Below are 23,575 nucleotides of genomic sequence, written 5' to 3'. Positions count from 1 at the left end.
GTTCTGCAATCTGTTTTGCGACTATTCGTTGATCAGCCGCTTCAGAAGCTCGATCTCGTGGCTGAGCTTGGTGTCGCCGGTGATCAGGTCCTCGATCTTGCGCACGGCATGCAGCACGGTCGTGTGATCGCGGCCGCCGAAACGTCGGCCGATTTCCGGGAAGGAACGGGGGTCAGCGTCTTGGCGAGGTACATGGCGATCTGGCGCGGCTTGACGATGACTCGGGTGCGGCGGTTGGAGACCAGTTCCTGGCGCGATACGTTGTAGTGTTTGGCAACGACCCGCTGGATATCCTCAATGCGGACGCGGCGCGGTTCGCCGGCATTGACGAGATGGCCAAGAAGCTCATCGACACGCTCGATCGACAGCTGCGGCTCGAAGGAGCGACGGAAGAGAAGCTGATTGAAGGCGCCCTCCAGTTCGCGGCCGCTGGCGGTGATGTTGCGGGCGACATGGCTGAGGATATCGGCGGGAATATCGAGCGAGGCGTCATCCAGGCGCGCAGTTTCGAGGCGGCGCTTGAGGATTTCCAGGCGCATTTCGTAGTCCGGCCCGTCCATCTCGATGGCGACGCCGCCCTGCAGGCGCGACCGTACCCGCGGGTCAAGCGATTCCAGCTCCCAGGGGCTCGGTCGGCAGCAACGACGACCTGCTTGGCACTGTCGAGCAGCATATTGAGAAGATGACAGAATTCGTGCTGGATCGACTTGCCCTGCAGGAACTGCATGTCGTCGATAACGAGCAGGTCGATGTTGCGCAGCGTTTCCTTCAGCGACAGCGCGTCATTGTCACGGATCGCGGTGGCAAAGCGCCACATGAAATATTCGGCTGTCAGATAAACAACGCGAGGCGCGCGCGCGCTCTGGATAGCTGCCGTGGCGACCGCCTGCAACAGATGCGTCTTGCCAAGGCCGACGCTTGAATGAATGAACAGCGGGTTGAAACGCACAGCCCCCGCACCGGCTTCGGCGATGGTCTTTGCGGCGGCAAGCGCTACCCGGTTTGACGATCCTTCGACGAAGCTGTCGAACGTATAACGCGCATCGAGCGGCGAACCGAAGAGCGGCCCGGCGACAGGTGCTGCCTTCTGGAAACCATTGATCGCAGCCGTCACGTGATGGGCGACCGGCTGGGCGGAACTGCGGCGCGAGGGAGTGGTGGAAGCGCTCTCGGAAATTACCGCCTGTACCGCTTCATCCTGCGTCCCCGGACGGGCACTGCGGGTGGCGGTGCGCACGAGAATTTCTACCTTCAACACGTCGGCATCTTCCTGTTGCACCAGGCTGGTGATCAGGTCGAGATAACGGTTGTTGATCCAGGACTTTAGAAAGGTCGTGGGGACGGAGAGGCGGACGACGCTCTTGGAAACGGAGTGGAGCTTGAGACGACCGAACCAGCTCGCATAGACGTCCTGGCCGACCTGGGCTTTCAGACGCGCGCTGACGCGCTCGAACAATGCGTCCTGCCTCATCACTGTCTTGTCCCCTCCCGTTTCAGACTGCTTGACCGCGGTCTGAAAAGTATTTTCCCCATTGCCAAAGCCATTCGCCGTCGCTGAATTCACAAGCATGCTGCCGCCTTCCAAAGTCATTCGTTGACGCCGGCATGACTGCCGCCATCGTTTCTTTTATATCTGCCTTCCACGGCCTTTTCCAAAGGTCATGCCGCAAAGACCGACGCTTGCCGCGATCAGGAAGGCTCCTCATAAACCTTCATCAACGCGTATTCACACAACTTGCATCGCTCGGCCCCGAAGGGCTGCTGCCGATGCAATGTCCCCGCTGTGCGGTTCCCGTTCGAACGCTCCGCGACGCCGAAGCGCCCGAAAAATCCGTCCGGTTCTTGTCCCGATCGTCCGAACCCTCGTGAAGAACGGCCAACCGAGCTTTCGTCAGGATGCCCCTTGCAGCCTGACATAGATATAAAAACGGCTTCACACACGGGAAGCCGCGACACGCAGATACAAACTGTTGGCTGGTCCCCGTCGCAACTTTTTGGCACGATTTCACAATCCAGAGCGGTGTACCCGCCTCGGTGAAATGTGCTATTCGGTTGATGGAACGTTGTGCAACCACCCCGCCACAGACAGCAAGTGAAAATGTCCAGCCCCTGCGGGTTGCCCTTTTCATCTTTTTCGCAGGTCTTGCCCGCGCCCTCTGTGGAAATCATTTAGGCAGGATCGGGACACAAGATCAATCACGAATTTTACGGCTTTTTAAGAGCCGGGCGTTGACTCGCAAGGCCCGTCCTGCATGGCCTTGGGGAACCCCGATAAGAATCGCTTTTGAATCAAGGGCTTTCATTTTCGGCGTGATGCTTAGCTGGCGAAAAATGAAAAAAATAAAAATCTCTTGACTCGCAATAGGCCGCTACGTGCAGCAGCGAGAGCCCTGCCAGGGACGGCAACCTTCTATAAGTATATGTTTTTATTAGATATAAACTGTCACGCCGCAGACATGATGTTGACGCTTTCCGTTAACCATCGCAATGCCGAAAGCCTGAATCCAAAAAGCCCGGTCGCGAGACCGGGCTGTCTGTCATTCGTATTTAGTATGCGGAATTAAGCCGACAGAGCCTTCACGCGGCTCGCCAGACGCGACACCTTGCGCGATGCCGTATTGGCATGCACGACACCCTTGGTGGCTGCGCGCATCAGTTCCGGCTGGGCAGCCTTGAGGGCTGCCTGGGCCAGCGCCTGATCGCCGGAAGCGATGGCTTCCTCGACCTTGCGGATGAAGCCGCGAACGCGCGAACGACGGGACTTGTTGACTTCCGTGCGGCGGGCGATCTTGCGGGTCGCTTTTTTCGCCGAAGTTGTATTGGCCATTTGGTGTCTCTCTTCGAAATCTGACAAAAACTCTCAACCGCCGTGCCGGGTCACTGCGACCTGTCGTCCAAGCAAGTAGGGAGCAATATCGGAAAACCTTGGAGCGGCTTTCCAAACTGTGGGCGGCATATAGCTGGAAACATCCCTTGCGTCAACGCGCTATTTTCTAAAACCGCCGGGCGGCAGGCAGGTCATTTCTGACATCGCGCGCAATAAAAGGTCGAACGCCCCGTCTGGACGATCCGCTCGACCGTGCCACTACAGCCGACGGTGCGGCACGGCTCGCCCTCGCGGTCGTAGACGGAAAAGCTATGCTGGAAATAGCCGAGCGTGCCGTCGGTGCGGATATGGTCACGCAGAGAGGAACCACCAGCGGCGATCGCATCTGATATCACCGCGCGGATGGCCTCCATAAGGAGAATGAGCGCCTTCTTCGGCCGCCCCTTGGCATCCACCAATGCACCGGCCGCCTTCAGCGGCGACAGGCCCGAGCGCCACAGCGCTTCGCAGACATAGATATTGCCGAGCCCGGCAATGTTGCGCTGGTCGAGCAAGGCTGCCTTCAGCGGTTGCGCCTTTCCGGAGAATCGTGCGGCCAGCACATGGGCGTCGAGCACGTTGCCGGTAGGCTCTTCGCCCATGCTGCGGAAGAAAGCGTGCTCGGTGAGCGTCTCGCGCCGGGCGAGGTCCATGAAACCGAACCGTCGCGGGTCGTTATAGATCACCCGCGATGCTCCCGTCTCTCCCTCCAGGTGAAAGATCACGTGGTCGTGTTTCTCGTCCTTGCTGCGCGCGAGGTGAAAGTCGCCGGGCGTGGTCTCGGCCATGAGTCCGTCCACATGGACTTCCTCGATCCGAAAGGAACCGGACATACCGAGATGAGCGATGATCACATCGCCATCTTCGAGGTCGATCAGCAGGTACTTTGCCCGACGCGACAAAGACAGGATGCGCCTGCCGGATACGCGGTCCGCGAAATTCTCAGGGAAAGGAAAACGCAGATCCGGCCGGCGCAGTTCGGCATGCACCAGAAGTGCGCCTTCCATCGTCGGTGAAAGCCCGCGCCTGACCGTTTCCACTTCCGGCAGTTCCGGCATGTCGTCTCCTTCTTGCGTGGCCTGATGGCTCCGCTGTCGATTTGGCAATTCCATTCGCAGCATACCTATCCTATAGGGAGGCGGAATGCCGCAGCCGCGATCCTTCATTGTTGCAGGGTCAGGCTGCCGCAGAGATAGCGTGGGCTGGATGAATTCGCTATGGTCCGCGCGACAGTGATCGATCCGGAGTTTTCTTGATGACAGGTGAGCGTATATCGGCCGACGGCGGCATGGAGACCTCCTACGGTTTCCGTCAGGTCGGGCAGGGCGAGAAGCAGGCGCTGGTCAATGATGTCTTCCACAAGGTGGCCAAGCGTTACGACGTCATGAACGATGTCATGTCGATGGGCCTGCATCGCGCCTGGAAGGACGCGATGATCGCAGCGCTCAATCCGAAGAAGAGCGCAGACTATCGCACGCTGGACGTTGCCGGCGGCACGGGTGATATCGCTTTCCGCATCATTGAGGCATCGGACCGCAAGGCGCATTCGACCGTGCTCGACATCAATGGCTCGATGCTTTCTGTCGGTGCCGAACGGGCAGAAAGGAAGGGCCTGTCGGACAACCTCACCTTCGTCGAGGCCAACGCCGAGGAATTGCCGTTTGAAGCCAATTCCTTCGATGCCTATACGATCGCCTTCGGCATCCGCAACGTGCCGCGCATCGATGTCGCGCTGTCGGAGGCCTACCGCGTTTTGAAGCGTGGCGGACGGCTGCTGGTGCTGGAGTTTTCCGAGGTCGATATGCCGCTGCTCGACAAGGTCTATGACGCCTGGTCGTTCAACGCCATTCCGCAATTCGGCAAGATGATCACCGGCGATGCCGAACCCTATCAATATCTGGTGGAATCGATCCGCAAGTTTCCCAACCAGCGCGATTTCGCGACGATGATCTCCACAGCCGGTTTTTCGCGCGCGACCTATACCAGCTATACCGGCGGTATCGCCGCCCTTCATTCCGGCTGGAAGATCTGACGCATGATGCCTGTCCCCAGGAATGGTTTTCCAAGCTGCGTCGCGTGCACGACCGCCCGTGGCGGTGAATGCGCATGAGCACCATCGGAGCCTATGCCCGCCTCGTGCGGATCGGGTGGGTGCTGGTGCGCGAGGGTGTCGTCTCGGCGCTGCCATCGGAAAACCTGCCGCCGGTCGCCCGGCTTGCCCAGTCAATGGCCGGGCTCTTCGCCCGCAGCCGCGCCGGAGACCGCAGCGACAGGCTGGCGCGCGCCATCGAGCGGCTTGGCCCTTCCTATGTGAAAATCGGCCAGTTCCTGGCCACGCGGCCGGATGTCGTCGGCGCGGATTTTGCGGCCGATCTTGCCTTCCTGCAGGATCGCATGGCCACTTTCCCGTCGGAAGCCGCACGCACCACGATCGAAGGCGCGCTCGGTCGGCCTGTAGCCGATCTGTTCGTTCGCTTCGAGGAGCCGATTGCGGCGGCCTCCATCGCGCAGGTGCATCCCGCTGTCGTCCTGCGCAACGGCGTCGAGGAAAAGGTCGCGGTCAAAGTCATCCGCCCCGGCGTGCGCCAGCGTTTTGCCCATGACCTCGAGGCCATGTTTCTTGTCGCGCGTCTGCAGGAGCGTTTCCTGCCGCATACGCGGCGCCTTCGCCCGGTCGAGGTGACGAAGACGCTGGAGCAGACGACCAAGATCGAGATGGACCTGCGGCTTGAGGCGGCGGCCTTATCCGAACTGGCGGAGAACACCAGGGACGACCCCGGCTTTCGCGTGCCCGCCGTCGATTGGGAGCGGACGGGCCGCGACGTCGTGACCATGGAGTGGATCGACGGCACCAAGATGTCCGACGTCGCCGGCCTTCGCGCCGCCGGTCACGATCTCGATGCGCTTGCCGATACGCTGATCCAGTCCTTCCTGCGCCACACGCTGCGCGACGGCTTCTTCCATGCCGACATGCACCAGGGAAATCTGTTCGTCGACCCGCAGGGCGTGATCGTCGCCGTCGACATGGGCATCGTCGGGCGGCTCGGCAAGAAGGAACGGCGGTTCCTCGCCGAGATCCTCTACGGTTTCATCACGCGCGACTATAAGCGCGTTGCCGACGTGCATTTCGAGGCGGGTTATGTTCCCGGCCATCACGATGCGGCAAGCTTTGCCCAGGCGATCCGCGCCATCGGCGAGCCGATCCACGGCCAGCCGGCCGAGACCATATCCATGGCCAAGCTGCTGACGCTTCTCTTCGAAGTGACGCAGCTGTTCGAGATGGAGACGCGGCCCGAACTCGTCATGCTGCAAAAGACGATGGTCGTCGTCGAGGGCGTGTCGCGCACGCTCAATCCGCGCTTCAACATGTGGAAGGCATCGGAGCCTGTCGTCGGCGCCTGGATACGGGACAATCTTGGTCCCAAACGTATCGTGACGGATCTTCGCGATGGTCTTCATGCCGCTCTGCGGCTCGCCGAGGCAGTGCCCGAAATCGCCGCCAAGACCGAACGGTTTTCACGCGAAGTCACCGCCATGGCTGAACATGGCCTGCGCTTCGACGCCGCCACATCGGAGGCCATCGGCCGCTCGGAAGCGCGTCACAGCCGATCCGGACGGATCGCGCTTTGGGTTATTGCCTTGACGTTGATCTCCATCGCCTGGAAGATTTTCTGAAAGCATCTTCCGGCTTTCTATTTTCATGTTACGTTTGGAACTGCGGTAAAGGGGAACCTATGGGAATGTCTCTTCAGGATGAGGCAGTCTCATCTGGTTGTTTAAAAGGAGAGACCCATGCGTAAACTGATTATTGCTTCGGTTGTCGCCGTTGGCGCAGCGATTTCGTTCGCGGCACCGTCGAACGCTGGCAGCCTGACACTGACTTTCGGTGGCTACAACGGTGGTGACGTACAATACGTCGATCATTATCACGGCCACAAGAAGCACTACAAGAAGCACTACTACAAGAAAAACTACTACAAGCCGCACTGCATCTTCAAGAAAATCAAGAAATATGACTCTTACGGCAATCTTTACTACAAAACCATCAAGGTCTGTAAGTAGGGTCACGTGACCGTCATCATGTTTCCAACCCGGCTGGCTTCGCCTGCCGGGTTTTTCAATTGTGTTTGGGAAACATAAAAACAAAAGATTACAAAGATTTCATCCCTGCAGAACTTCAATAAGGCACAGTTGGGAACTACTTACGGGGAACGCTGCGGACATCTGTGCCGCAATAGCCCCGGATCAAGTGGATGAAGTGCCCATGGCCGACGCCTCCCGAAAAATAGACGCCGAGATCAGCGCGCCGCCCGAGGATCTGCCCTTGGCTGCGCGAGTGCAGCGGAAACGCCGGCGACGCTCGCGACGGTGGCTGCTCCTGCCCTTGCTGGTTCTGCTGACCGTGGGCGGATGGTACGGCTGGAAAAACTGGTATGCGAAGGCGCCGACCGACGCGGTCGTTACGGAGGCAGCCGTTCGCGGTGATCTCGAAAACAGCGTCACGGCTGCCGGCCTGCTCAGCCCGATCAAGGATGTCGATGTCGGTGCGCAGGTGTCCGGCCAGTTGAAGAGCGTCAAGGTCGAGATTGGTGATGGGGTCAGGGAAGGCGATCTGATCGCCGAGATCGACAGTGCCTCGATCGAGACCCAGATCGAGATCAACGAGGCGGAGCTTGCCAATCTCAAGGCGCAGATGATCGACAAGACGGCGCAGGTGGTGTTGCGCGAGGCGAACCTGACGCGCCAGCGCGCGCTGGTCGCCGGCAACAGCGCTGCCCAGTCGGCGCTGGATGAGGCAGTCGCTGCCCTTGCCACCGCGCGCGCCTCGGTCGAATCCCTGGAGGCACAGATACGCAAGCAGGAAGCACAGCTGAAGGACAGCCGCATCAGCCTCGGCTACACCAAGATCTATGCGCCGATGAGCGGGACCATCGTCAATATCTCCGCCAAGGAAGGCCAGACCCTGAACGCCAACCAGTCGGCCCCGACCATTGTCACCATGGCTGACCTTTCGACAATGACGGTCGAGGCCGAGGTCTCCGAAGCCGATGTCGGCAAACTCCGTGTCGGCATGGAGGCCTATTTCACCCTGCTCGGTCAGCCCGGCAAGCGCTACAACGGCACGCTTCGGCAGATCCAGCCGACGCCGCAGACGGAAAACAGCGTCGTGCTCTACTACGCCCTGTTCGATGTGCCCAACCCGGAGGGCGCGCTGATGATGAACATGACGGCGCAGGTTTTCTTCGTGCAATCCGCAGCGCGTGACGTGCTGACGGTCCCCGTCGCCGCTCTCAGCAGTGATGACGGCAAGGGTCGTGCCGATGTCACCGTCGTATCTTCAGACAACAGGCGCGAGACCCGCTCGGTCGAGACTGGTATCCGCAACCGCGTGCGCGTCGAGATAAAGTCCGGCCTCGCCGAAGGCGACGCGGTTGTCGTCGGCAGCGGTTCATCCAAGGCGGCATCGTCGAGCGGACGATCCAGCAATCGGCGCGGCATGCCGCCGCCGATGTTCTGAGCGAGATATCATGGCCCCGTTGATTTCCCTAAGAGACCTGCGCAAGACCTTCGTCAACGGCGACGTTGCGGTCGAGGTGCTGCGCGGCGTCTCGCTGGATATCTATCCCGGTGAATTCGTCGCCATCGTCGGCGCCTCGGGCTCCGGAAAATCGACGCTGATGAATATTCTCGGTTGCCTCGATACGCCCACGGGCGGACAATATCGTCTCGAGGGCGAGGATGTCTCGGATCTAGATGCCGACCAGCTTGCCGAACGTCGCCGCCAGATGTTTGGCTTCGTCTTCCAGAGCTACAATCTGGTCTCCACCGCCACCGCGCAGGAAAACGTCGAGATCCCGGCCGTCTATGCCGGCGTACCGGCACGCGAAAGGCGGGAGCGTGCCGAAAGCCTGCTGCGCTCGCTCAATCTCGGCGAACGGCTGGATCACCTGCCGAACCAGTTGTCGGGCGGCCAGCAGCAGCGCGTCTCGATCGCCCGCGCGCTGATGAACGGTGGCCAGATCATTCTTGCCGACGAGCCGACCGGCGCGCTCGACACGCAAAGCGGCAAGGATGTGATGGCGACACTGCGCCAGATGAACGAGGCTGGTCATACGGTGATCATCATCACCCATGCGCCGGAACTCGCCGAAAGTGCGGATCGCGTCATCGAGATCAGCGATGGCCGGATCACCGCCGATCGCCTGCCGCGCAAACGCAGCCGCATCGGCCGCATCGCCCCGCCCCCTTCGTCCGCCGCGAAGGTAAGGCTGCGCTCGTCGCCGACATATCCGAGGCCGTTCGCATGTCCTTCAGGGCACTTCGGGCCAATCTCTTTCGTACCATCCTGACGCTTCTCGGCATCGTCATCGGTGTCTCCTCGGTCGTCGCCATGCTGGCGATCGGCACTGGCGCGCAGGATTCGGTCCTCAGCCGTATCGCCGCCATGGGCTCGGATCTTCTGGTCGTCCGACCCAACATGGCGAATTTCCGTGGCGGCGAGGGCGGCAGCATCGTGTCGCTGATACCGTCGGACGCCGATGCCATCCTCGAGTTGCCGAACATTAGTTTCGCCGTGCCGGAAATGTCGAGTACGCTGACGGTGCGCGCGGGCAACCGCGATTACCAGACCTCCGTCAACGGCACGGTGCCGCAATTCCCGGCAGCCAAGACATGGGAGGTCGCCAGCGGCGTCTTCCTCAGCCCGGCCGACATGGACAGCTATGCGAGCGTTGCCGTGCTGGGCGAAACTGTTGCGAAAGCCCTGTTTCCGGAAGGCGAGGACCCGCTCGGCGCATATATCCTGATCAAGAACATCCCGTTCCAGGTGATCGGCATCATGGCCGAAAAAGGCGCGACCGCCGGCGGCAACGATCAGGACGATACGGTGCTGGTGCCGCTGTCGACGGGCAATCTGCGGCTGTTCGGCGCCCGCAATGTGCGCTCCATCACGGTCCAGGTGAAGGACGACACGGCCATAAATTTCACCCAGGATCAGATCCAGGCCCTTCTTGATGAGCGACACAAGCGGCAGGACACGCAGATCACCAATCTGGCCGCGATCCGAGAGACTTTCACCGAGACCTCCAATATTCTCAAGGTGTTTCTCGGTTCGATCGCGGCGATCTCGCTGCTCGTCGGCGGCATCGGCGTGATGAACATCATGCTGGTCTCGGTGACCGAGCGCACCCGCGAGATCGGTATCCGCATGGCAACGGGCGCGCGCTCGCGCGATATCCTCACCCAGTTCATCGTCGAGGCGCTCGTCGTCTCCGCCCTTGGGGGCATTATCGGCGTGGCGCTGGGGCTCGGCATCGGCGCGGTCGCGCAGGCCTTTTCCGTGCCGGTCAGCTTCGCGCCCGGTCCCGTCATCCTCGCCTTTGCCAGCGCCTTCCTGACCGGGCTCATCTTCGGCTATCTGCCGGCCTACAATGCCTCGCGCCTGCAGCCAGCCGTGGCGCTTGCCTCGACATAAAGCCTGGGACATCTATGGGAGCGTTACCTCCGGTGCCCCCAAGGGTGCCCGATGGCACGGTGGTAATTCAGGCTCATCGGAGCGGAAGGACGACAGATTGCATAGGGCAGGGCGCTCGCGTAGGGTCGCCGTTGGATGAAGGGTGGCACCGGTGCTGCTCGCACTGGAAATTGATATGACACTGGCAGGCAAGCGTATCCTTCTGATCATTTCCGGCGGCATTGCCGCCTATAAGAGCCTTGATCTCATCCGTCGTCTGCGGGAACGCGGTGCGGCCGTACGGCCGGTGATGACAGCCGGTGCACAGGCTTTCGTCACGCCGCTGGCCGTAGGCGCCTTGGCTGCGGACCGGGTGTTCACCGATCTCTTTTCCCGCGAGGACGAACAGGATGTCGGTCATATCCGTCTGGCGCGGGGATGCGACCTCGTGCTGATAGCCCCGGCAACGGCCGACCTGATGGCGAAGATGGCAAACGGCCTCGCCGATGACCTCGCCTCGACCATCCTGCTCGCAACCGACCGCCCTGTTCTGGCAGCACCGGCGATGAACCCGAAAATGTGGTCGCATCCGGCGACGCGGCGCAATCATGCGATCCTTCTTGGCGACAGCATCCGCTTCATCGGCCCGGCTTCCGGCGAAATGGCCGAAAGCGGCGAAAAGGGCGAGGGCCGCATGGCGGAGCCGCTCGAGATCGTCGCCGCGGTCGAGGCCATCCTGGATGATGCGCCCAAACCTCTGGCCGGCCGCACCGCAATCGTCACCTCTGGACCGACCCATGAGCCGATTGACCCGGTGCGCTACATCGCTAACCGCTCGTCTGGCAAGCAGGGCCATGCGATTGCTGCGGCCCTTGCAAGGCTCGGTGCCGATGTGACGCTGGTTTCGGGCCCGGTGACCATCGCCGATCCCCAAGGAGTCCGGACGGTTCATGTCGAGCGGGCGGAAGAGATGCTGGAGGCCGTCGTCAAGGCATTGCCCGCGGATATCGCCGTCATGGTTGCTGCCGTCGCCGATTGGCGGGTGGCAATTGCGGCCGGCAACAAGATCAAGAAGCAGCCCGGCGAAGCACCGCCGCCGCTGCTGCTGACTGAAAACCCCGATATCCTCAAAACCATCGGCCATCATGAAAAGCGGCCGGCGCTTGTGGTCGGCTTTGCCGCGGAAACGCAGGATATTCTAGCAAACGGCCGCGCCAAGCTTCAGCGCAAGGGGGCCGATTATATCGTCGCCAATGATGTTTCAGCAGGGACAGGCATTATGGGCGGGGACCGCAACACCGTGAAGGTGATCGGTAAATCCGGTGTCGAGGACTGGCCGGAGGCCAGCAAGCAGGATGTCGCCACGCAACTTGCGGCCCTGATTGCCTCACATTTTGCCTGAGCGGTTCTGACTGCCCGAACGTCCCCAATCAGCCGAGCGGCCCCAATCGGCTGCTCGCAATTTGGCAGGCTGACTGACCGTCGGCGATTGTCCCTGCGTGCCGAACAGGCGCACATCGACGCCGTTCTCGCCGATGATCACGGCCGTGCCGTCGGGAATTTCCACCCAGGCATTGTCGTCGTCGTTCAACGGTTCGGACACGAGGCAGTAGCCGCCGCTCGGCCCCATCGGTGCCGCATAAAGTGTCGGTGCCTTCCAGTCGGAGGCGTAGCGCACGGCATAAAGATCATGGCCATCGGAAAAGGCAGCCGTAAAACGTACAAGCACTTTGCGTTCCAGATGTTCTGCCAGTCGCTCGACAAAGGCCAAGGTCTCGGCAATTGCGCCAAGCGGATCGCGCTCGAGGCCGAATTGCAGCGCCAGCAGAAACAGCAGTTCGCTGTCGGTCGATCCGGTGCGGGCGGCATAGAGATCGTTGTCGAGCATGCTTTCCATCGGTCGGCGCAGATGATCGAAATCACCGATCTGGCCATTGTGCATGAAGGACCAGCGCCCGTGCACGAAGGGATGGCAATTGTCACGCCGGGTGCCGCCGCCTGTGGCTGCTCGGACATGGGCGAGGAACAGCGGCGAGCGGATCTGCCGGGCAATGCTTTTCAGGTTGCAGTCCGACCAGGCCGGCAGGATATCGCGGTAGCGGCCGGGTTCCGGATGATCGCCATACCAGGCAATGCCGAAGCCGTCGCCATTGGTCGCTGTCTTGGCGCGGGTGGCGCAATGCGATTGCTCGATCAGGGAATGCGCCGGCGACGATACCAGGTCTTCCAGATAAAGCGGTTCTCCGCGATAGGCTGCCCAGCGGCACATGGCAATCTCACTCCAGCGGCGCTTCGGCCGCGTTGATCATGAACTGTTAACCATAACGTCCGCTGATCTTTCAACGGAAAAGGGTAAAAATGCGTTAACGATCCGCATCATCACGTATGTTTGCGTGAACTTCATAGCGTTACGTGGCTTATGGATCAGTTCCCGCGGATACTTCTCGAAAAGGCGCATCGGCATCGAACACGTATTCCGCATTGACAGGCATTGACCTCTTCAATTCATCTGTCCCGAAAACGATCCGACAGGGATCATCGGAGGAATGACGGATGGGTGGCAAGAAGAAGATCGGCGTCGGGCTGATCGGCACCGGTTTCATGGGCAAAGCGCATGCCTTGGGTTTTACCATCGCGGCGCGTGTCTTCGATCTGCCCTTCGAACTGGACATGGTTTCCGTGGCGGATGTGACGGTGGAAGGTGCTGAGAATGCGCGCCGCCAGCTTGGGTTCCGCAAGGCGACGACCGATTGGCGGACTTTGCTGACCGATCCGGATATCGACATCATCGACATCACGACCCCCAATCTCCTGCACAAGGAAATGGCGCTGGCCGCGATTGCCCATGGCAAGCACGTCTATTGCGAAAAGCCGCTTGCCCCGACTGTTGCCGAATGCGCGGAGATGGTGGCTGCCGCGGAAAAGGTCGGCGTCGTCACGCAGGTCGGCTTCAACTATCTCAAGAACCCGATGATCTTCCTGGCCAAGGATCTCATCGAGAGCGGCGAGATCGGTGAAATCCGTTCCGTGCGCGGTATTCACGCGGAAGATTTCATGATGGATGCCACGGCCCCTTGGGGATGGCGGCTCGATCCGAAGAGCGGCGGCGGCGCGCTTGCCGATATCGGCAGCCATATCATCGCCTCGCTGCGCCATCTGGTCGGACCGATTACCAAGGTGTTGGCGGAAACCATCATCCAGGTGCCGGAACGTCCGGTCGCCCGCGGCTCAAGCGAGATGCGCGCCGTCGAGGTGGATGACATCACACGGGCCTTCGTCCGGTTCGAAGGCGGCGCCACCGGCAGCTTCGAGGCCAACTGGAGCGCCACCGGCCGCAAGATGCAGCATGATTTCGAAATCTATGGCTCCAAGGGCAGTATCGTTTTCACGCAGGAGCGCATGAACGAGATCAAGGTCTGGTTCGCCGGCGACGATATTCGCACCCGCGGCTATCGTACGATCTGGGCCGGCCCGGAACATCCACCCTATGGCGCCTTCTGCGTCGCGCCCGGCCACCAGATCGGCTTCAACGATCTCAAGGCCATCGAGGCGCACGAGTTTCTCCAGGCGATCGCCGGCGGAACCCGTCCCTCAACGGATTTCCGCGAGGGCTATGAGGTGCAGAAGGTCGTCTCCGCCGCCTATCAGTCGGCGAAAACCAACGAATGGGTTGCGATCGGCTAGGCATCGCCTTGGACGGATTCATTCCAGCTGGAAAAATGGAATGAACGTTCTATCCGCTGTTTCGTAAATCGATTAGAACGGGTATATCGACAAGGCACTGCCGATGGAGAAAACGTAAAGCCTATGGCCACTGTGGAACCCGCAGCCGACATTCCCCAGGATTTTGACGCCCTCAAGGCGGCAATCCTGGAGCGCAAGGCGCAATTGCCCAAGCGGCTGCGCCAGGTCGCCGCCTATGCGCTCGACAATCCGGACGAGATTGCCTTCGGCACGGCCGCCAGCATCGCCACCTCAGCGGATGTGCAACCCTCGACCCTGGTACGCTTTGCCCAGCATTTCGGCTTCGAGGGGTTCTCCAGTCTGCAGTTGATCTTTCGTGCGCGCCTGCGCGAGCGCACACCGGGCTATGAAGACCGCTTGCGGGCGCTCAGCGGCAATGATCACAGCAAGCTCGAAAGCGGCTCGATCTTCAACGGCTTCGTGGCAGCTGCGCACCGGTCGCTCGACAACATCGCTACGTCAGTGGATCCGGATGCCTTCGAGCGTGCGGTGAATATCTTAGCCGGCGCCGAGACGATCTACCTGATCGCCAAGCGCCGCTCCTATCCGATTTCGAGCTATATGGCCTATGCCTTCGGCAAGCTGAAGGTTCGCCATCAGCTGGTTGGAACATCGGCGGGCATTGATGACGACATGCTGGCCATGGCCGGCAAGAACGATGCCGCCTTTGCCATCAGCTTTTCACCTTACGCATCCGAAAGCGCCAACCAGGCGCGGCTGCTGTCCAGTCGCAAGATCCCGGTCGTTTCGCTGACCGATTCGGCATTTTCCCCTTGGCGGAGTCGTCGAAGGTCTGGTTCGAATTGGTCGAGGCCGATCATGCCGGTTTTCGTTCGCTTTCGGCCAGCATGGCCTTCGCCATGGCCCTGACGGTTGCCATCGCCGAAAAGCGCCGCCGAACGAATGAAGGCGGTTAATTCCATTTGGAATGAAAATTCCACATTGACTATCTTCCAGAATTTATGTTTCATGCGCGCATCGCCGAAAAACAAAGAAAAGTCAGGGCATCCACGCGCCCGCCGGGAGAAGCATTGAGCCAGACAACAGACAAGCCTCTGGACCTGATCACGATCGGCCGGGCCTCCGTGGATCTCTATGGCCAGCAGATCGGCACGCGCCTTGAGGATGTGGCGAGCTTCGCCAAGTCCGTTGGCGGCTGCCCGACCAATATTTCCGTGGGTACTGCCCGTCTCGGCCTGAAATCCGCGCTACTGACCCGCGTCGGCAAGGAGCAGATGGGCCGCTTTATCAAAGAGCAGTTGAAGCGCGAAGGCGTCGAGACGAAAGGCATCGTCACTGACCCCGAGCGACTGACAGCGCTCGCCATCCTCTCCGTCGAAAGCGACCATTCCTTTCCGCTGCTGTTCTACCGCGACAATTGCGCCGACAGCGCGCTGTGCGAAGACGACGTGTCCGAGGATTTCATCCGGTCCGCCCGCGCCATCCTCGTTACCGGCACGCATTTCGCCAAGCCGCACACCGATGCGGCGCAGCGCAAGGCGATCCGCATCGCCAAGGCGAGTGGCGCCAAGGTCGTCTTCGACATCGACTATCGCCCCAATCTCTGGGGCCTGGCCGGCCATGATGCCGGCGACAACCGCTACATCGCCTCGGACAAGGTGTCGGCGCATCTGCGGACCGTTCTTGCTGATTGCGACCTGATCGTCGGTACGGAAGAGGAAGTCCTGATCGCCTCCGGCGACAGCGATCTTCTCGCCGCCCTGAAGACCATCCGCGCCAATTCGAAGGCGACGATCGTGCTGAAGCGCGGGCCGATGGGCTGCATCGTCTATGACGGCGCGATTTCCGATAATCTGGAAGACGGGATCGTCGGCAAGGGCTTCCCGATCGAAGTCTACAATGTTCTGGGTGCCGGCGACGCCTTCATGTCCGGCTTCCTGCGCGGCTGGCTGAAGGGCGAGCCGCATGCGACCTCCGCCACCTGGGCCAATGCCTGCGGCGCCTTCGCCGTCTCGCGGCTGCTGTGCGCACCGGAAATCCCGACCTGGACCGAACTGCAGTATTTCCTTGCCAATGGCAGCAAGGAGCGCGCCCTGCGCAAGGACGAGGCGATCAATCACGTCCATTGGGCAACCACGCGCCGCCGCGCCATTCCGCAGCTGATGGCCCTTGCCATCGACCACCGCAGCCAGTTGGAAGATCTGGCCGCTGGCGATGCTAGCCTCCTGGCGCGCATCCCGGCCTTCAAGGTTCTGGCGGTCAAGGCCGCCGAGCGCATCGCCGATGGCCGCCCCGGATTCGGCATGCTGATCGATGACAAATATGGCCGCGACGCGCTGTTTGCCGTCAACAAGAACTTCTGGATCGGAAAGCCGATCGAGCTTCCCGGTTCGCGTCCCTTGCAGTTCGAATTCAGCCAGGATCTCGGTTCGCGGCTGATCGACTGGCCCGTCGATCACTGCATCAAGGTGCTGAGCTTCTATCATCCTGATGATCCGGCCGAGATGAAGGCAACACAGATCGCCAAGCTACGCTCGGCCTTCGAGGCGGCGCGCAAGGTCGGCCGCGAAATCCTCATCGAAATCATCGCCGGCAAACACGGCACGCTCGACGACCAGACCATTCCCCGCGCGCTCACCGAAATGTACGATGCGGGTCTGAAGCCCGACTGGTGGAAGCTCGAGCCTCAGGCCAGCGTTGGCGCCTGGGCGGCGATCGATGCGGTGATCGAAACCCGTGATCCGCTTTGCCGCGGCGTCGTTCTGCTCGGTCTCGAGGCACCCTATGAAGCGCTGAAGGAAGGCTTTACCGCAGCGCGGACATCGCGCACCGTCAAGGGTTTCGCCGTCGGGCGTACCATTTTTGCGGAGGCTGCCAAGGCCTGGCTGGGCGGCAGCATAAGCGACGAGCAGGCAATTGCCGACATGGCCGGCAAGTTCGGGGCGCTAGTCGGCCTTTGGTTGGAACTGGGTGAAGCGAAGGCTGCCTGAGGCGACGTGTTGCTGCCTCAAACACATCAGATAAATCGAGGCAAAGTCCTCGGCCCGAGGAGGAAACAATGAACCAGAAAACAGTCCGCCTGACCATGGCGCAGGCCTTGGCGCGGTTTTTGACCAAGCAGATGACCGTGATCGACGGCGAGACGCTGCCCATCTTCGGTGGCGTGTTCGCGATCTTCGGTCATGGCAACGTCGCCGGTATCGGCGAGGCGCTGCACGGCATCAAGGACACGCTGCCGACCTATCGCGCCCAGAACGAACAGGGCATGGCCAATGCGGCGATCGCCTATGCCAAAGCCAGTTTCCGCCAGCGTTTCATGGCCTGCACCACGTCGATCGGCCCCGGCGCGCTCAATATGGTGACATCCGCGGCACTCGCCCATGTCAACCGCCTGCCTGTCCTGTTCCTGCCCGGCGACGTCTTCGCAAATCGCCGGCCGGATCCAGTTCTGCAGCAGGTCGAGGATTTCGGCGATGGTGCGATGACCGCCAATGACTGCTTCCGCCCCGTCTCCCGCTATTTCGACCGCATCACTCGTCCCGAGCAGATCATTCCAGCGCTGCGTCGTGCCATGCAGGTGCTGACCGATCCGGCCGAATGCGGTCCGGTGACGCTTTCGCTTTGTCAGGATGTTCAGGCCGAGGCTTACGACTATCCCGAAAGCTTCTTTGCCGAAAAGATCTGGACGACCCGCCGGTCGCAGCCGGATGCGGACGAACTGTCTGCCGCAATCGCCGCCCTGAAAGCTGCGAAGAAGCCAGTCATCATCGCCGGCGGCGGCGTCCTTTATTCGCAGGCGAGCAAGGCGCTGGCAGCTTTCGCCGAAAAACATGGCGTGCCTGTCGTCGAGACCCAATCAGGCAAGTCTGCTTTGCCGCATGGCCACGCGCAGAATATGGGCGCGGTCGGCGTCACCGGCACCTCCGCCTCCAATCTGGTTGCGGGTCAGGCCGATGTCGTTCTGGCTGTTGGCACGCGCCTGCAGGATTTCACCACCGGCTCCTGGTCGCTGTTCCGTAATGAAGATGTGAAGATCATCGGCCTCAACGTCCAGGCTTTCGATGCCGCCAAGCATGAGAGCCTGCCGCTGGTTGCCGATGCGCGGGTCGGCCTGGACGCGTTGAGCGCTGGTCTTGGCAGTCACACGTTCGATGCCGGCTGGGCAAAGGTCGCTGCTGACGGCAAGGTCGAATGGCTCAAAGCCGCCGAGCGTGCCATGGCAACGACAAATGTAGCCTTGCCCTCCGATGCGCAGGTCATCGGCGCCGTGCAGCGCGCCCGGCCGAACAACACGACACTGGTCTGCGCTTCGGGTGGCCTTCCGGGAGAGTTGCACAAGCTCTGGCAGCCGGAAGAGCCCGGCAGTTATCATATGGAATACGGCTTCTCGACCATGGGCTATGAAATAGCCGGCGGGGTCGGCGTGAAGCTCGCCAAGCCCGACAGCGACGTTATCGTCATGGTCGGCGATGGCAGCTACATGATGCTGAATTCCGAGCTGGTGTCCTCGATCATGCTCGGCACCAAGCTCACCATCGTCCTTCTCGACAATGCCGGTTATGGCTGCATCAACCGCTTGCAGATGGCGACCGGCGGTGCCAACTTCAACAATCTGTTGAAAGACACCCACCACGTCACTCTGCCGGGCATCGATTTCGCTGCGCATGCTGCTTCGATGGGCGCCGTCGCCCGCAAGGTCTCTTCGATCAGCGAGCTTGAAACCGTGCTCAGTGAGATGGCCGACGAGACGCGGACGACCTTCATTGTCATTGACACCGATCCACTGATCACCACGGACGAGGGCGGCAACTGGTGGGATGTTGCGGTGCCGGAAGTGTCCGTGCGGCCGTCAGTCAATGAGGCCCGCAAGGGCTATGAGAAAGCCCTCGCTTCCCAGCGTATCGGCTAAGACCTTTCTCCAAGGAGACTTCCCATGAAAGCCAAACTCGGCATGTCGCCCATCGCCTGGTGGAACGACGACCTTCCTGAACTGAGCGACGACGTGTCGCTCGAAGAATGCCTGCGCCAGTCGCGCAGCGCGGGCTTTACCGGCATGGAACAGGGCCGGCGCTTCCCGAACAATCCGAATGAGATGCTGCCGATCCTGCGCGCGGCCGATGTGACGCTGTGCGGCGGCTGGTTCTCGGGCACGCTGGTCGATGAGGAGCTTGCGGCCAACAAGGACCGCATCGCGCCGATGATCAAGCTGTTCAAGGCCGTCAACGCGCCCTGCATCGTCTATGGCGAAGTCGGCCGCTCGATCCAGGGCGACCGCTCCAAGCCGCTCGCCACCAAGCCGCGGCTGGCCGATGACGAGATGAAGGCCTATGCCCGCCGCGTCACCGAATTCGGCGAATGGTGCGCTGATCAGGGCATGCCGCTCTCCTATCATCACCACATGGCAGCCGTCGTGGAGACCGAGCAGGAACTCGACGCCTTCATGAAGCATTCGGGCGAAGGCATCCCGCTGCTGCTGGATGCCGGCCATCTGGCTTTCGCCGGCGGCGACGTGCTGCGCGCCATCGACAACCACCATGCCCGTATCAACCATGTGCATGTGAAGGACATCCGCCAGTCCGTCGTCGATGGTCTCGATCGCAGCCGGCAATCCTTCCTCGACGCCGTGGCACTCGGGGCGTTCACCGTCCCGGGCGACGGCTCTCTCGATTTCGGCGCCATCGTCCAGCGTTTCGCCGATTATGGCTATGAAGGCTGGTTCGTGGTCGAGGCCGAGCAGGACCCGCGCAAGTCGCCGCCCGCCAGGATGGCGGAGATCGGTTATGCCGAACTGATGCGCGTCATGACGGCGGCTGGTTACACGGTGGAGACAGAAGGGTTTCCGAAAGGGTGAGGCGTAGCTCACCTCCCCTTGAGGGGAGGTCGCAGCGAAGCTGCGGGTGGGGGTGACCCGTTGTTTGACGCAGGAAATCACCCCACCCCGGCACTCCGTGCCGACCCTCCCCCTCAAGGGGAGGGTCAGAACTGAAAAGGAGCCAAACTCATGCCGAACCTGCTCGTAAAGCCCAAGGGCGACCATGGCCGCGTCACCCATGTCACGCCGGAAAACGCCGGCTGGACCTATGTAGGCTTCGATCTGCACAGGGTGAAGGCCGGCGAGACGATCAGCGCGCCGGCAACCGGCCGTGAAACCTGCCTGGTCTGGGTCAGCGGCAAGAGCGAGGTAAGCGTCGACGGTGAGGATTTTGGCGTGGTGGGCGAGCGCATGAGCCCGTTCGAGGGCGCGCCGCATGCACTTTACGTCGCTCCGGACGCTATATGGCAGGTAAAGGCCGTCACCGATCTCGAACTTGCCGTTTGTTCCGCGCCGGGCGGCGGCGACTTCACGACAAAGCTCATTCCCGCAGGCACCCATCCGCAGATGACCCGCGGCAAGAACACCAACACCCGATATGTCACTAACATCATGCCTGAAGATGACAACGCGGCGCATTCGCTGCTGGTGGTCGAAGTCATCACGCCTGGCGGCCATACCTCGTCCTATCCGCCGCACAAGCACGACCAGGACAATCTTCCGGCCGAGAGTTTCCTTGAGGAAACCTATTATCACCGGCTCAATCCATCGCAGGGCTTTGCCATGCAGCGCGTCTATACCGACGATCGCTCGCTGGATGAGACGATGGCCGTCGAGGACGGCGACGTGACGCTGGTGCCGAAGGGCTATCACCCGGTCGCCGCCATCCATGGCTACGACCTTTATTATCTCAACGTCATGGCGGGGCCGTCACGCGTCTGGAAATTCAACAATGCCAAGGAGCATGCCTGGCTGTTCACCGGCGTCTGATGCGCTAAACTCCTCTTCGAAGAGGAGAGGGCAAGCATGCAGATCGACGGACAATGCCATTGCGGTGCCGTAGCGTATGAAGCGGTGATCGATCCCGAGGATGTCGGGATCTGCCATTGCACGGATTGCCAGCATCTGACCGGCACAGCCTACCGCGTCACGGCCTCTGCCCGGCGCGAGGATTTCCGCATCACATCAGGCACGCCGAAGACCTATGTGAAGACGGGCGCCAATGGCCGCATCCGTTACCAGATGTTCTGCGGCGATTGCGGCTCTCCGCTCTACACCACCGGCACGGACGAGGATGCCGAAGAGATCGGCATTCGCTGGGGCAATATCCGCCAGCGCAAGGCCATTACGCCAAAACATCAGATCTGGTGCGCATCGGCAGCCAACTGGTTCGGTGAGGTCGACAAACTGCCGGGCCGCGAGCAAGGCTGAGCCGATGAAGAAATCCAGCCAGTTCCGGATGCGACAATGTGGGGTTGAGGGCGTGGAGGCTGTCGAGGCGGACACAGTCCACAGCTTCGGCCGTCATACCCACGACCAGTTCGGCATTGGCGTCATCCTGCGTGGCGCGCAGAAATCGGCCAGCGGCCGCGGACCGGTCGAAGCAGGGCCCGGCGACGTGATCACCGTCAATCCGGGCGAGGTGCATGATGGAACGCCGATCGGCGCGGCAGGGCGTTCCTGGCGCATGCTCTATCTCGATCCGCGGCTGGTCCATCACGCGAGCCTTGACATTACCGAGGGCCGCTCCGGTGATTGCGTCTTTTCGCATCCGGTCATGACGGAGCCCGATATCGCGCGGCATATGCTCTGCGTGTATCGTGACATGACCGCTGCCGACACTGTCGATCGGATGCGCTCTGAGACCAGCCTGCTTTTACTGGTTGCAGAGCATCTTGTCGAAAAACCGCACCGCAAAAGCGCGGCTCCGTCGATCGAAAAGGCACGCAGCTTTATCGATGACGATCCGACTTTGGACGTGACGCTGAACGATCTGGCGCAAGTGAGCGGCCTCACCCGCTTCCAGGTGCTGCGCAGCTTCAGCCGCGCCACCGGGATGACGCCGCATGCCTATTTGGTCCAGCGCCGGCTTGGCATCGCGCGCCGGCTGATCGGGCAGGGGCTGGCACTGACGGAGGCGGCGCTTGCCGGCGGATTTGCCGACCAGAGCCACATGACCCGCACCTTTGTGCGCGCTTACGGCCTGACCCCGGGTGCATATCGCCAGGCGCTTGCCTGAAAACCGTCCCGATCTGCAATTCCGTTCAAGACCGTGCGGTTCGGTTACCATCATATCGTCCTTCCATCAAAAGAAGGACCGACCATGACACTCGACTATCTGCTCACCTCGCTCATCATCATCCTGCTGCCCGGCACCGGCGTGCTCTATACGCTGGCAACCGGGCTCAACAGCGGCGCACGGGCCAGCGTCATTGCGGCCTTCGGATGCACACTGGGCATCCTGCCGCATATCCTTGCCAGTATCGTCGGCCTGTCGGCCCTGCTGCACGCCAGCGCCCTGGCCTTTGAGATCATCAAATATCTCGGGGTCGCCTACCTGCTCTATATGGCCTGGAGTGTGCTGCGCGACAGCCAAAGCCTGCGCATAACCGATGATGCGCCGCCGGCGCCGGCTGCGAAAATCATTGCGACCGCCGTGCTTCTCAACAGCCTCAATCCGAAACTCTCGCTGTTCTTCCTCGCCTTTCTGCCGCAATTCGTCCCGGCCACGACGCTTGCACCCACCGTCTTCATGCTTGGCCTTGCCGCCATGTTCATGGCGCTCACTTTCCTCGTTTTCGTCGTCTACGGGGTGTTTGCAGCAGCAGCGCGCCGATACGTGATGGACCGGCCGGGCGTCATCGTCTGGATGCGGCGCGGATTTGCCGGCGCCTTCGGATTGATGGGACTGCGTCTCGCCCTCTCAACGCGTTGAAGAAGCGGAACCCGGCTGTGGTGCGCGGCGATATGCATTTGATCTCAAGAGGGAATCCTCTTATTCGAGGTTAGCTCGCACCGCAGCCACCTCGGTGGCTGCCCTCTTCACAGGAGTTTGCCCCTTGTCCTCCCCGACTTCGCCGGTTTTCGGCAAGAAATATTCCGCTTTCCTGTTCGATATGGATGGCACGCTGCTGAGTTCCATCGAAGCGGCCGAGCGGGTCTGGGGGCGTTGGGCCGAAAGCCATGGGCTCGATGTCGCGACTTTTCTGCCGACCATGCACGGCAAGCGCGGTGTCGATACAATCCGCCAGCTTGGCCTGCCGGGCGTCGATCCGGAGGTCGAATCCGCCCTCATCTGCCAGGGCGAGATGGAGGATGTCGAAGGCGTAAAACCTCTGCCCGGAGCGATCGAATTCCTGAAAAGCCTGCCCCCGGAGCGCTGGGCGATCGTCACCTCCTCGCCACGCGAGCTTGCCAAGGTCCGCATCGCCGCAGCCGGCCTGCCGGAGCCGAAATTCATCGTCATCGCCGAGGATGTTTCGCGCGGCAAGCCGAGCCCGGAATGTTACCTGCTTGGCGCAAAACGCGTTGGTTTCGACGCCAGGGATTGCCTGGTGTTCGAGGATGTCGCGGCCGGTGTCATCGCCGGCGAAGCCGCTGGTGCCGACGTCATGGTCATCACCGCCACGCACACGCACCCTTCGAAACCAGCCACCCGACCATTCCCGGCTATGTCGGCATCGAAGTCTCAATCGATGAAAACGGCGATCTTATGCTGATTGATCGCCGTTAGGCGAAG

18 protein-coding genes and 3 pseudogenes are annotated in these 23,575 nt (G+C 61.2%); 17 read left to right on the top strand and 4 right to left on the bottom strand.

The window, feature by feature from the left end:
* Positions 1 to 21 precede the first annotated feature (21 nt).
* The 3 genes and pseudogenes from dnaA to mutM all read right to left on the bottom strand — a co-directional run bounded on the left by dnaA (position 22) and on the right by mutM (position 3,924).
* Positions 22 to 1,471 (bottom strand): annotated as a pseudogene (dnaA, locus tag P6U16_RS10045) (chromosomal replication initiator protein DnaA).
* 1,089 nt (positions 1,472 to 2,560) lie between these two features.
* A complete protein-coding gene (rpsT, locus tag P6U16_RS10040) occupies positions 2,561 to 2,827 on the bottom strand; it encodes a 30S ribosomal protein S20 (protein ID WP_113106264.1) in 267 nt (88 codons plus the stop codon).
* Between the two features lie 191 nt (positions 2,828 to 3,018).
* Positions 3,019 to 3,924, bottom strand: a complete 906-nt coding sequence (gene mutM / locus P6U16_RS10035; protein ID WP_277703610.1) for a bifunctional DNA-formamidopyrimidine glycosylase/DNA-(apurinic or apyrimidinic site) lyase — start codon at positions 3,922 to 3,924, stop codon at positions 3,019 to 3,021.
* 197 nt (positions 3,925 to 4,121) lie between these two features.
* Here mutM and ubiE point away from each other — a divergent pair, with 197 nt between their 5' ends.
* The 7 genes from ubiE (at position 4,122) to coaBC (ending at position 11,721) form a co-directional block, all read left to right on the top strand.
* Positions 4,122 to 4,898 carry a bifunctional demethylmenaquinone methyltransferase/2-methoxy-6-polyprenyl-1,4-benzoquinol methylase UbiE gene (gene ubiE, locus P6U16_RS10030; protein ID WP_277703609.1) on the top strand — a complete coding sequence of 259 codons (777 nt, stop codon included), beginning with the start codon at positions 4,122 to 4,124 and terminating at the stop codon, positions 4,896 to 4,898.
* Between the two features lie 74 nt (positions 4,899 to 4,972).
* Complete coding sequence (gene ubiB, locus P6U16_RS10025; RefSeq protein WP_277703608.1) at positions 4,973 to 6,541, top strand: 2-polyprenylphenol 6-hydroxylase; 1,569 nt, start codon at positions 4,973 to 4,975, stop codon at positions 6,539 to 6,541.
* 117 nt (positions 6,542 to 6,658) lie between these two features.
* A complete protein-coding gene (locus tag P6U16_RS10020; RefSeq protein WP_277703607.1) occupies positions 6,659 to 6,928 on the top strand; it encodes a hypothetical protein in 270 nt (89 codons plus the stop codon).
* Positions 6,929 to 7,130: 202 nt separating this feature from the next.
* A complete protein-coding gene (gene macA, locus P6U16_RS10015; protein WP_277703606.1) occupies positions 7,131 to 8,384 on the top strand; it encodes a macrolide transporter subunit MacA in 1,254 nt (417 codons plus the stop codon).
* Between the two features lie 10 nt (positions 8,385 to 8,394).
* Positions 8,395 to 9,216, top strand: coding sequence for an ABC transporter ATP-binding protein (locus P6U16_RS10010; protein WP_277703605.1), 822 nt, complete (start codon positions 8,395 to 8,397; stop codon positions 9,214 to 9,216).
* Complete coding sequence (locus P6U16_RS10005; protein WP_277703604.1) at positions 9,171 to 10,340, top strand: ABC transporter permease; 1,170 nt, start codon at positions 9,171 to 9,173, stop codon at positions 10,338 to 10,340. The genes P6U16_RS10010 and P6U16_RS10005 overlap by 46 nt, the downstream gene beginning before the upstream one ends.
* 175 nt (positions 10,341 to 10,515) lie before the next feature.
* Positions 10,516 to 11,721 carry a bifunctional phosphopantothenoylcysteine decarboxylase/phosphopantothenate--cysteine ligase CoaBC gene (coaBC, locus tag P6U16_RS10000; protein WP_277703603.1) on the top strand — a complete coding sequence of 402 codons (1,206 nt, stop codon included), beginning with the start codon at positions 10,516 to 10,518 and terminating at the stop codon, positions 11,719 to 11,721.
* On the opposite strand, the gene P6U16_RS09995 is transcribed toward coaBC, so the two are convergent.
* Positions 11,707 to 12,588, bottom strand: coding sequence for a class II glutamine amidotransferase (locus tag P6U16_RS09995; protein WP_277703602.1), 882 nt, complete (start codon positions 12,586 to 12,588; stop codon positions 11,707 to 11,709). The genes coaBC and P6U16_RS09995 overlap by 15 nt on opposite strands.
* Positions 12,589 to 12,872: 284 nt before the next feature.
* Here P6U16_RS09995 and P6U16_RS09990 point away from each other — a divergent pair, with 284 nt between their 5' ends.
* The 10 genes and pseudogenes from P6U16_RS09990 to P6U16_RS09945 all read left to right on the top strand — a co-directional run bounded on the left by P6U16_RS09990 (position 12,873) and on the right by P6U16_RS09945 (position 23,569).
* A complete protein-coding gene (locus tag P6U16_RS09990) occupies positions 12,873 to 14,003 on the top strand; it encodes a Gfo/Idh/MocA family oxidoreductase (RefSeq protein ID WP_277703601.1) in 1,131 nt (376 codons plus the stop codon).
* Between the two features lie 123 nt (positions 14,004 to 14,126).
* A pseudogene (locus P6U16_RS09985) lies at positions 14,127 to 14,980 on the top strand (MurR/RpiR family transcriptional regulator).
* A gap of 114 nt (positions 14,981 to 15,094) precedes the next feature.
* Positions 15,095 to 17,014 (top strand): 5-dehydro-2-deoxygluconokinase, encoded by a 1,920-nt coding sequence (gene iolC, locus P6U16_RS09980; RefSeq protein ID WP_277703600.1) that lies wholly within the window; start codon positions 15,095 to 15,097, stop codon positions 17,012 to 17,014.
* Positions 17,015 to 17,082: 68 nt separating this feature from the next.
* Positions 17,083 to 18,933 (top strand): 3D-(3,5/4)-trihydroxycyclohexane-1,2-dione acylhydrolase (decyclizing), encoded by a 1,851-nt coding sequence (gene iolD, locus P6U16_RS09975; RefSeq protein ID WP_277703599.1) that lies wholly within the window; start codon positions 17,083 to 17,085, stop codon positions 18,931 to 18,933.
* A 24-nt stretch (positions 18,934 to 18,957) separates the two neighbouring features.
* On the top strand, positions 18,958 to 19,875 hold the full coding sequence (iolE, locus tag P6U16_RS09970) for a myo-inosose-2 dehydratase (protein ID WP_277703598.1): 918 nt from the start codon (positions 18,958 to 18,960) through the stop codon (positions 19,873 to 19,875).
* Positions 19,876 to 20,025: 150 nt separating this feature from the next.
* Positions 20,026 to 20,826: a 5-deoxy-glucuronate isomerase gene (iolB, locus tag P6U16_RS09965; protein ID WP_277703597.1), complete on the top strand. Its 801-nt coding sequence runs from the start codon at positions 20,026 to 20,028 to the stop codon at positions 20,824 to 20,826.
* Between the two features lie 36 nt (positions 20,827 to 20,862).
* The gene (locus P6U16_RS09960) at positions 20,863 to 21,267 is read left to right on the top strand and encodes a GFA family protein (RefSeq protein ID WP_277703596.1); all 405 of its coding nucleotides are present in this window, start codon (positions 20,863 to 20,865) and stop codon (positions 21,265 to 21,267) included.
* 4 nt (positions 21,268 to 21,271) lie between these two features.
* A complete protein-coding gene (locus tag P6U16_RS09955; RefSeq protein ID WP_277703595.1) occupies positions 21,272 to 22,075 on the top strand; it encodes an AraC family transcriptional regulator in 804 nt (267 codons plus the stop codon).
* Positions 22,076 to 22,159: 84 nt separating this feature from the next.
* A complete protein-coding gene (locus P6U16_RS09950) occupies positions 22,160 to 22,771 on the top strand; it encodes a LysE family translocator (RefSeq protein WP_277703594.1) in 612 nt (203 codons plus the stop codon).
* Between the two features lie 181 nt (positions 22,772 to 22,952).
* Positions 22,953 to 23,569, top strand: a pseudogene (locus P6U16_RS09945) (HAD-IA family hydrolase).
* The last annotated feature ends 6 nt before the right edge of the window (positions 23,570 to 23,575 follow it).

Origin of the sequence: Rhizobium sp. 32-5/1, assembly GCF_029537235.1 — a bacterium.
Classification (GTDB): Bacteria; Pseudomonadota; Alphaproteobacteria; order Rhizobiales; family Rhizobiaceae; genus Pararhizobium.
The sequence above is the reverse complement of the archived record's forward strand: the minus strand, read 5'-3'. Positions and strand labels throughout refer to the sequence as shown.

Coding starts and splice junctions, on each gene's coding strand:
- mutM (WP_277703610.1), bottom strand. CDS start 3,924: ATGCCGGAACTGCCGGAAGTGGAAACGGTCAGGCGCGGGCTTTCACCG.
- P6U16_RS09955 (WP_277703595.1), top strand. CDS start 21,272: ATGAAGAAATCCAGCCAGTTCCGGATGCGACAATGTGGGGTTGAGGGC.
- ubiB (WP_277703608.1), top strand. CDS start 4,973: ATGAGCACCATCGGAGCCTATGCCCGCCTCGTGCGGATCGGGTGGGTG.
- ubiE (WP_277703609.1), top strand. CDS start 4,122: ATGACAGGTGAGCGTATATCGGCCGACGGCGGCATGGAGACCTCCTAC.
- iolB (WP_277703597.1), top strand. CDS start 20,026: ATGCCGAACCTGCTCGTAAAGCCCAAGGGCGACCATGGCCGCGTCACC.
- P6U16_RS10010 (WP_277703605.1), top strand. CDS start 8,395: ATGGCCCCGTTGATTTCCCTAAGAGACCTGCGCAAGACCTTCGTCAAC.
- P6U16_RS09950 (WP_277703594.1), top strand. CDS start 22,160: ATGACACTCGACTATCTGCTCACCTCGCTCATCATCATCCTGCTGCCC.
- iolE (WP_277703598.1), top strand. CDS start 18,958: ATGAAAGCCAAACTCGGCATGTCGCCCATCGCCTGGTGGAACGACGAC.
- macA (WP_277703606.1), top strand. CDS start 7,131: ATGGCCGACGCCTCCCGAAAAATAGACGCCGAGATCAGCGCGCCGCCC.
- iolD (WP_277703599.1), top strand. CDS start 17,083: ATGAACCAGAAAACAGTCCGCCTGACCATGGCGCAGGCCTTGGCGCGG.
- coaBC (WP_277703603.1), top strand. CDS start 10,516: ATGACACTGGCAGGCAAGCGTATCCTTCTGATCATTTCCGGCGGCATT.
- P6U16_RS09960 (WP_277703596.1), top strand. CDS start 20,863: ATGCAGATCGACGGACAATGCCATTGCGGTGCCGTAGCGTATGAAGCG.
- P6U16_RS09995 (WP_277703602.1), bottom strand. CDS start 12,588: ATGTGCCGCTGGGCAGCCTATCGCGGAGAACCGCTTTATCTGGAAGAC.
- P6U16_RS10005 (WP_277703604.1), top strand. CDS start 9,171: ATGTCCTTCAGGGCACTTCGGGCCAATCTCTTTCGTACCATCCTGACG.
- P6U16_RS09990 (WP_277703601.1), top strand. CDS start 12,873: ATGGGTGGCAAGAAGAAGATCGGCGTCGGGCTGATCGGCACCGGTTTC.
- rpsT (WP_113106264.1), bottom strand. CDS start 2,827: ATGGCCAATACAACTTCGGCGAAAAAAGCGACCCGCAAGATCGCCCGC.
- P6U16_RS10020 (WP_277703607.1), top strand. CDS start 6,659: ATGCGTAAACTGATTATTGCTTCGGTTGTCGCCGTTGGCGCAGCGATT.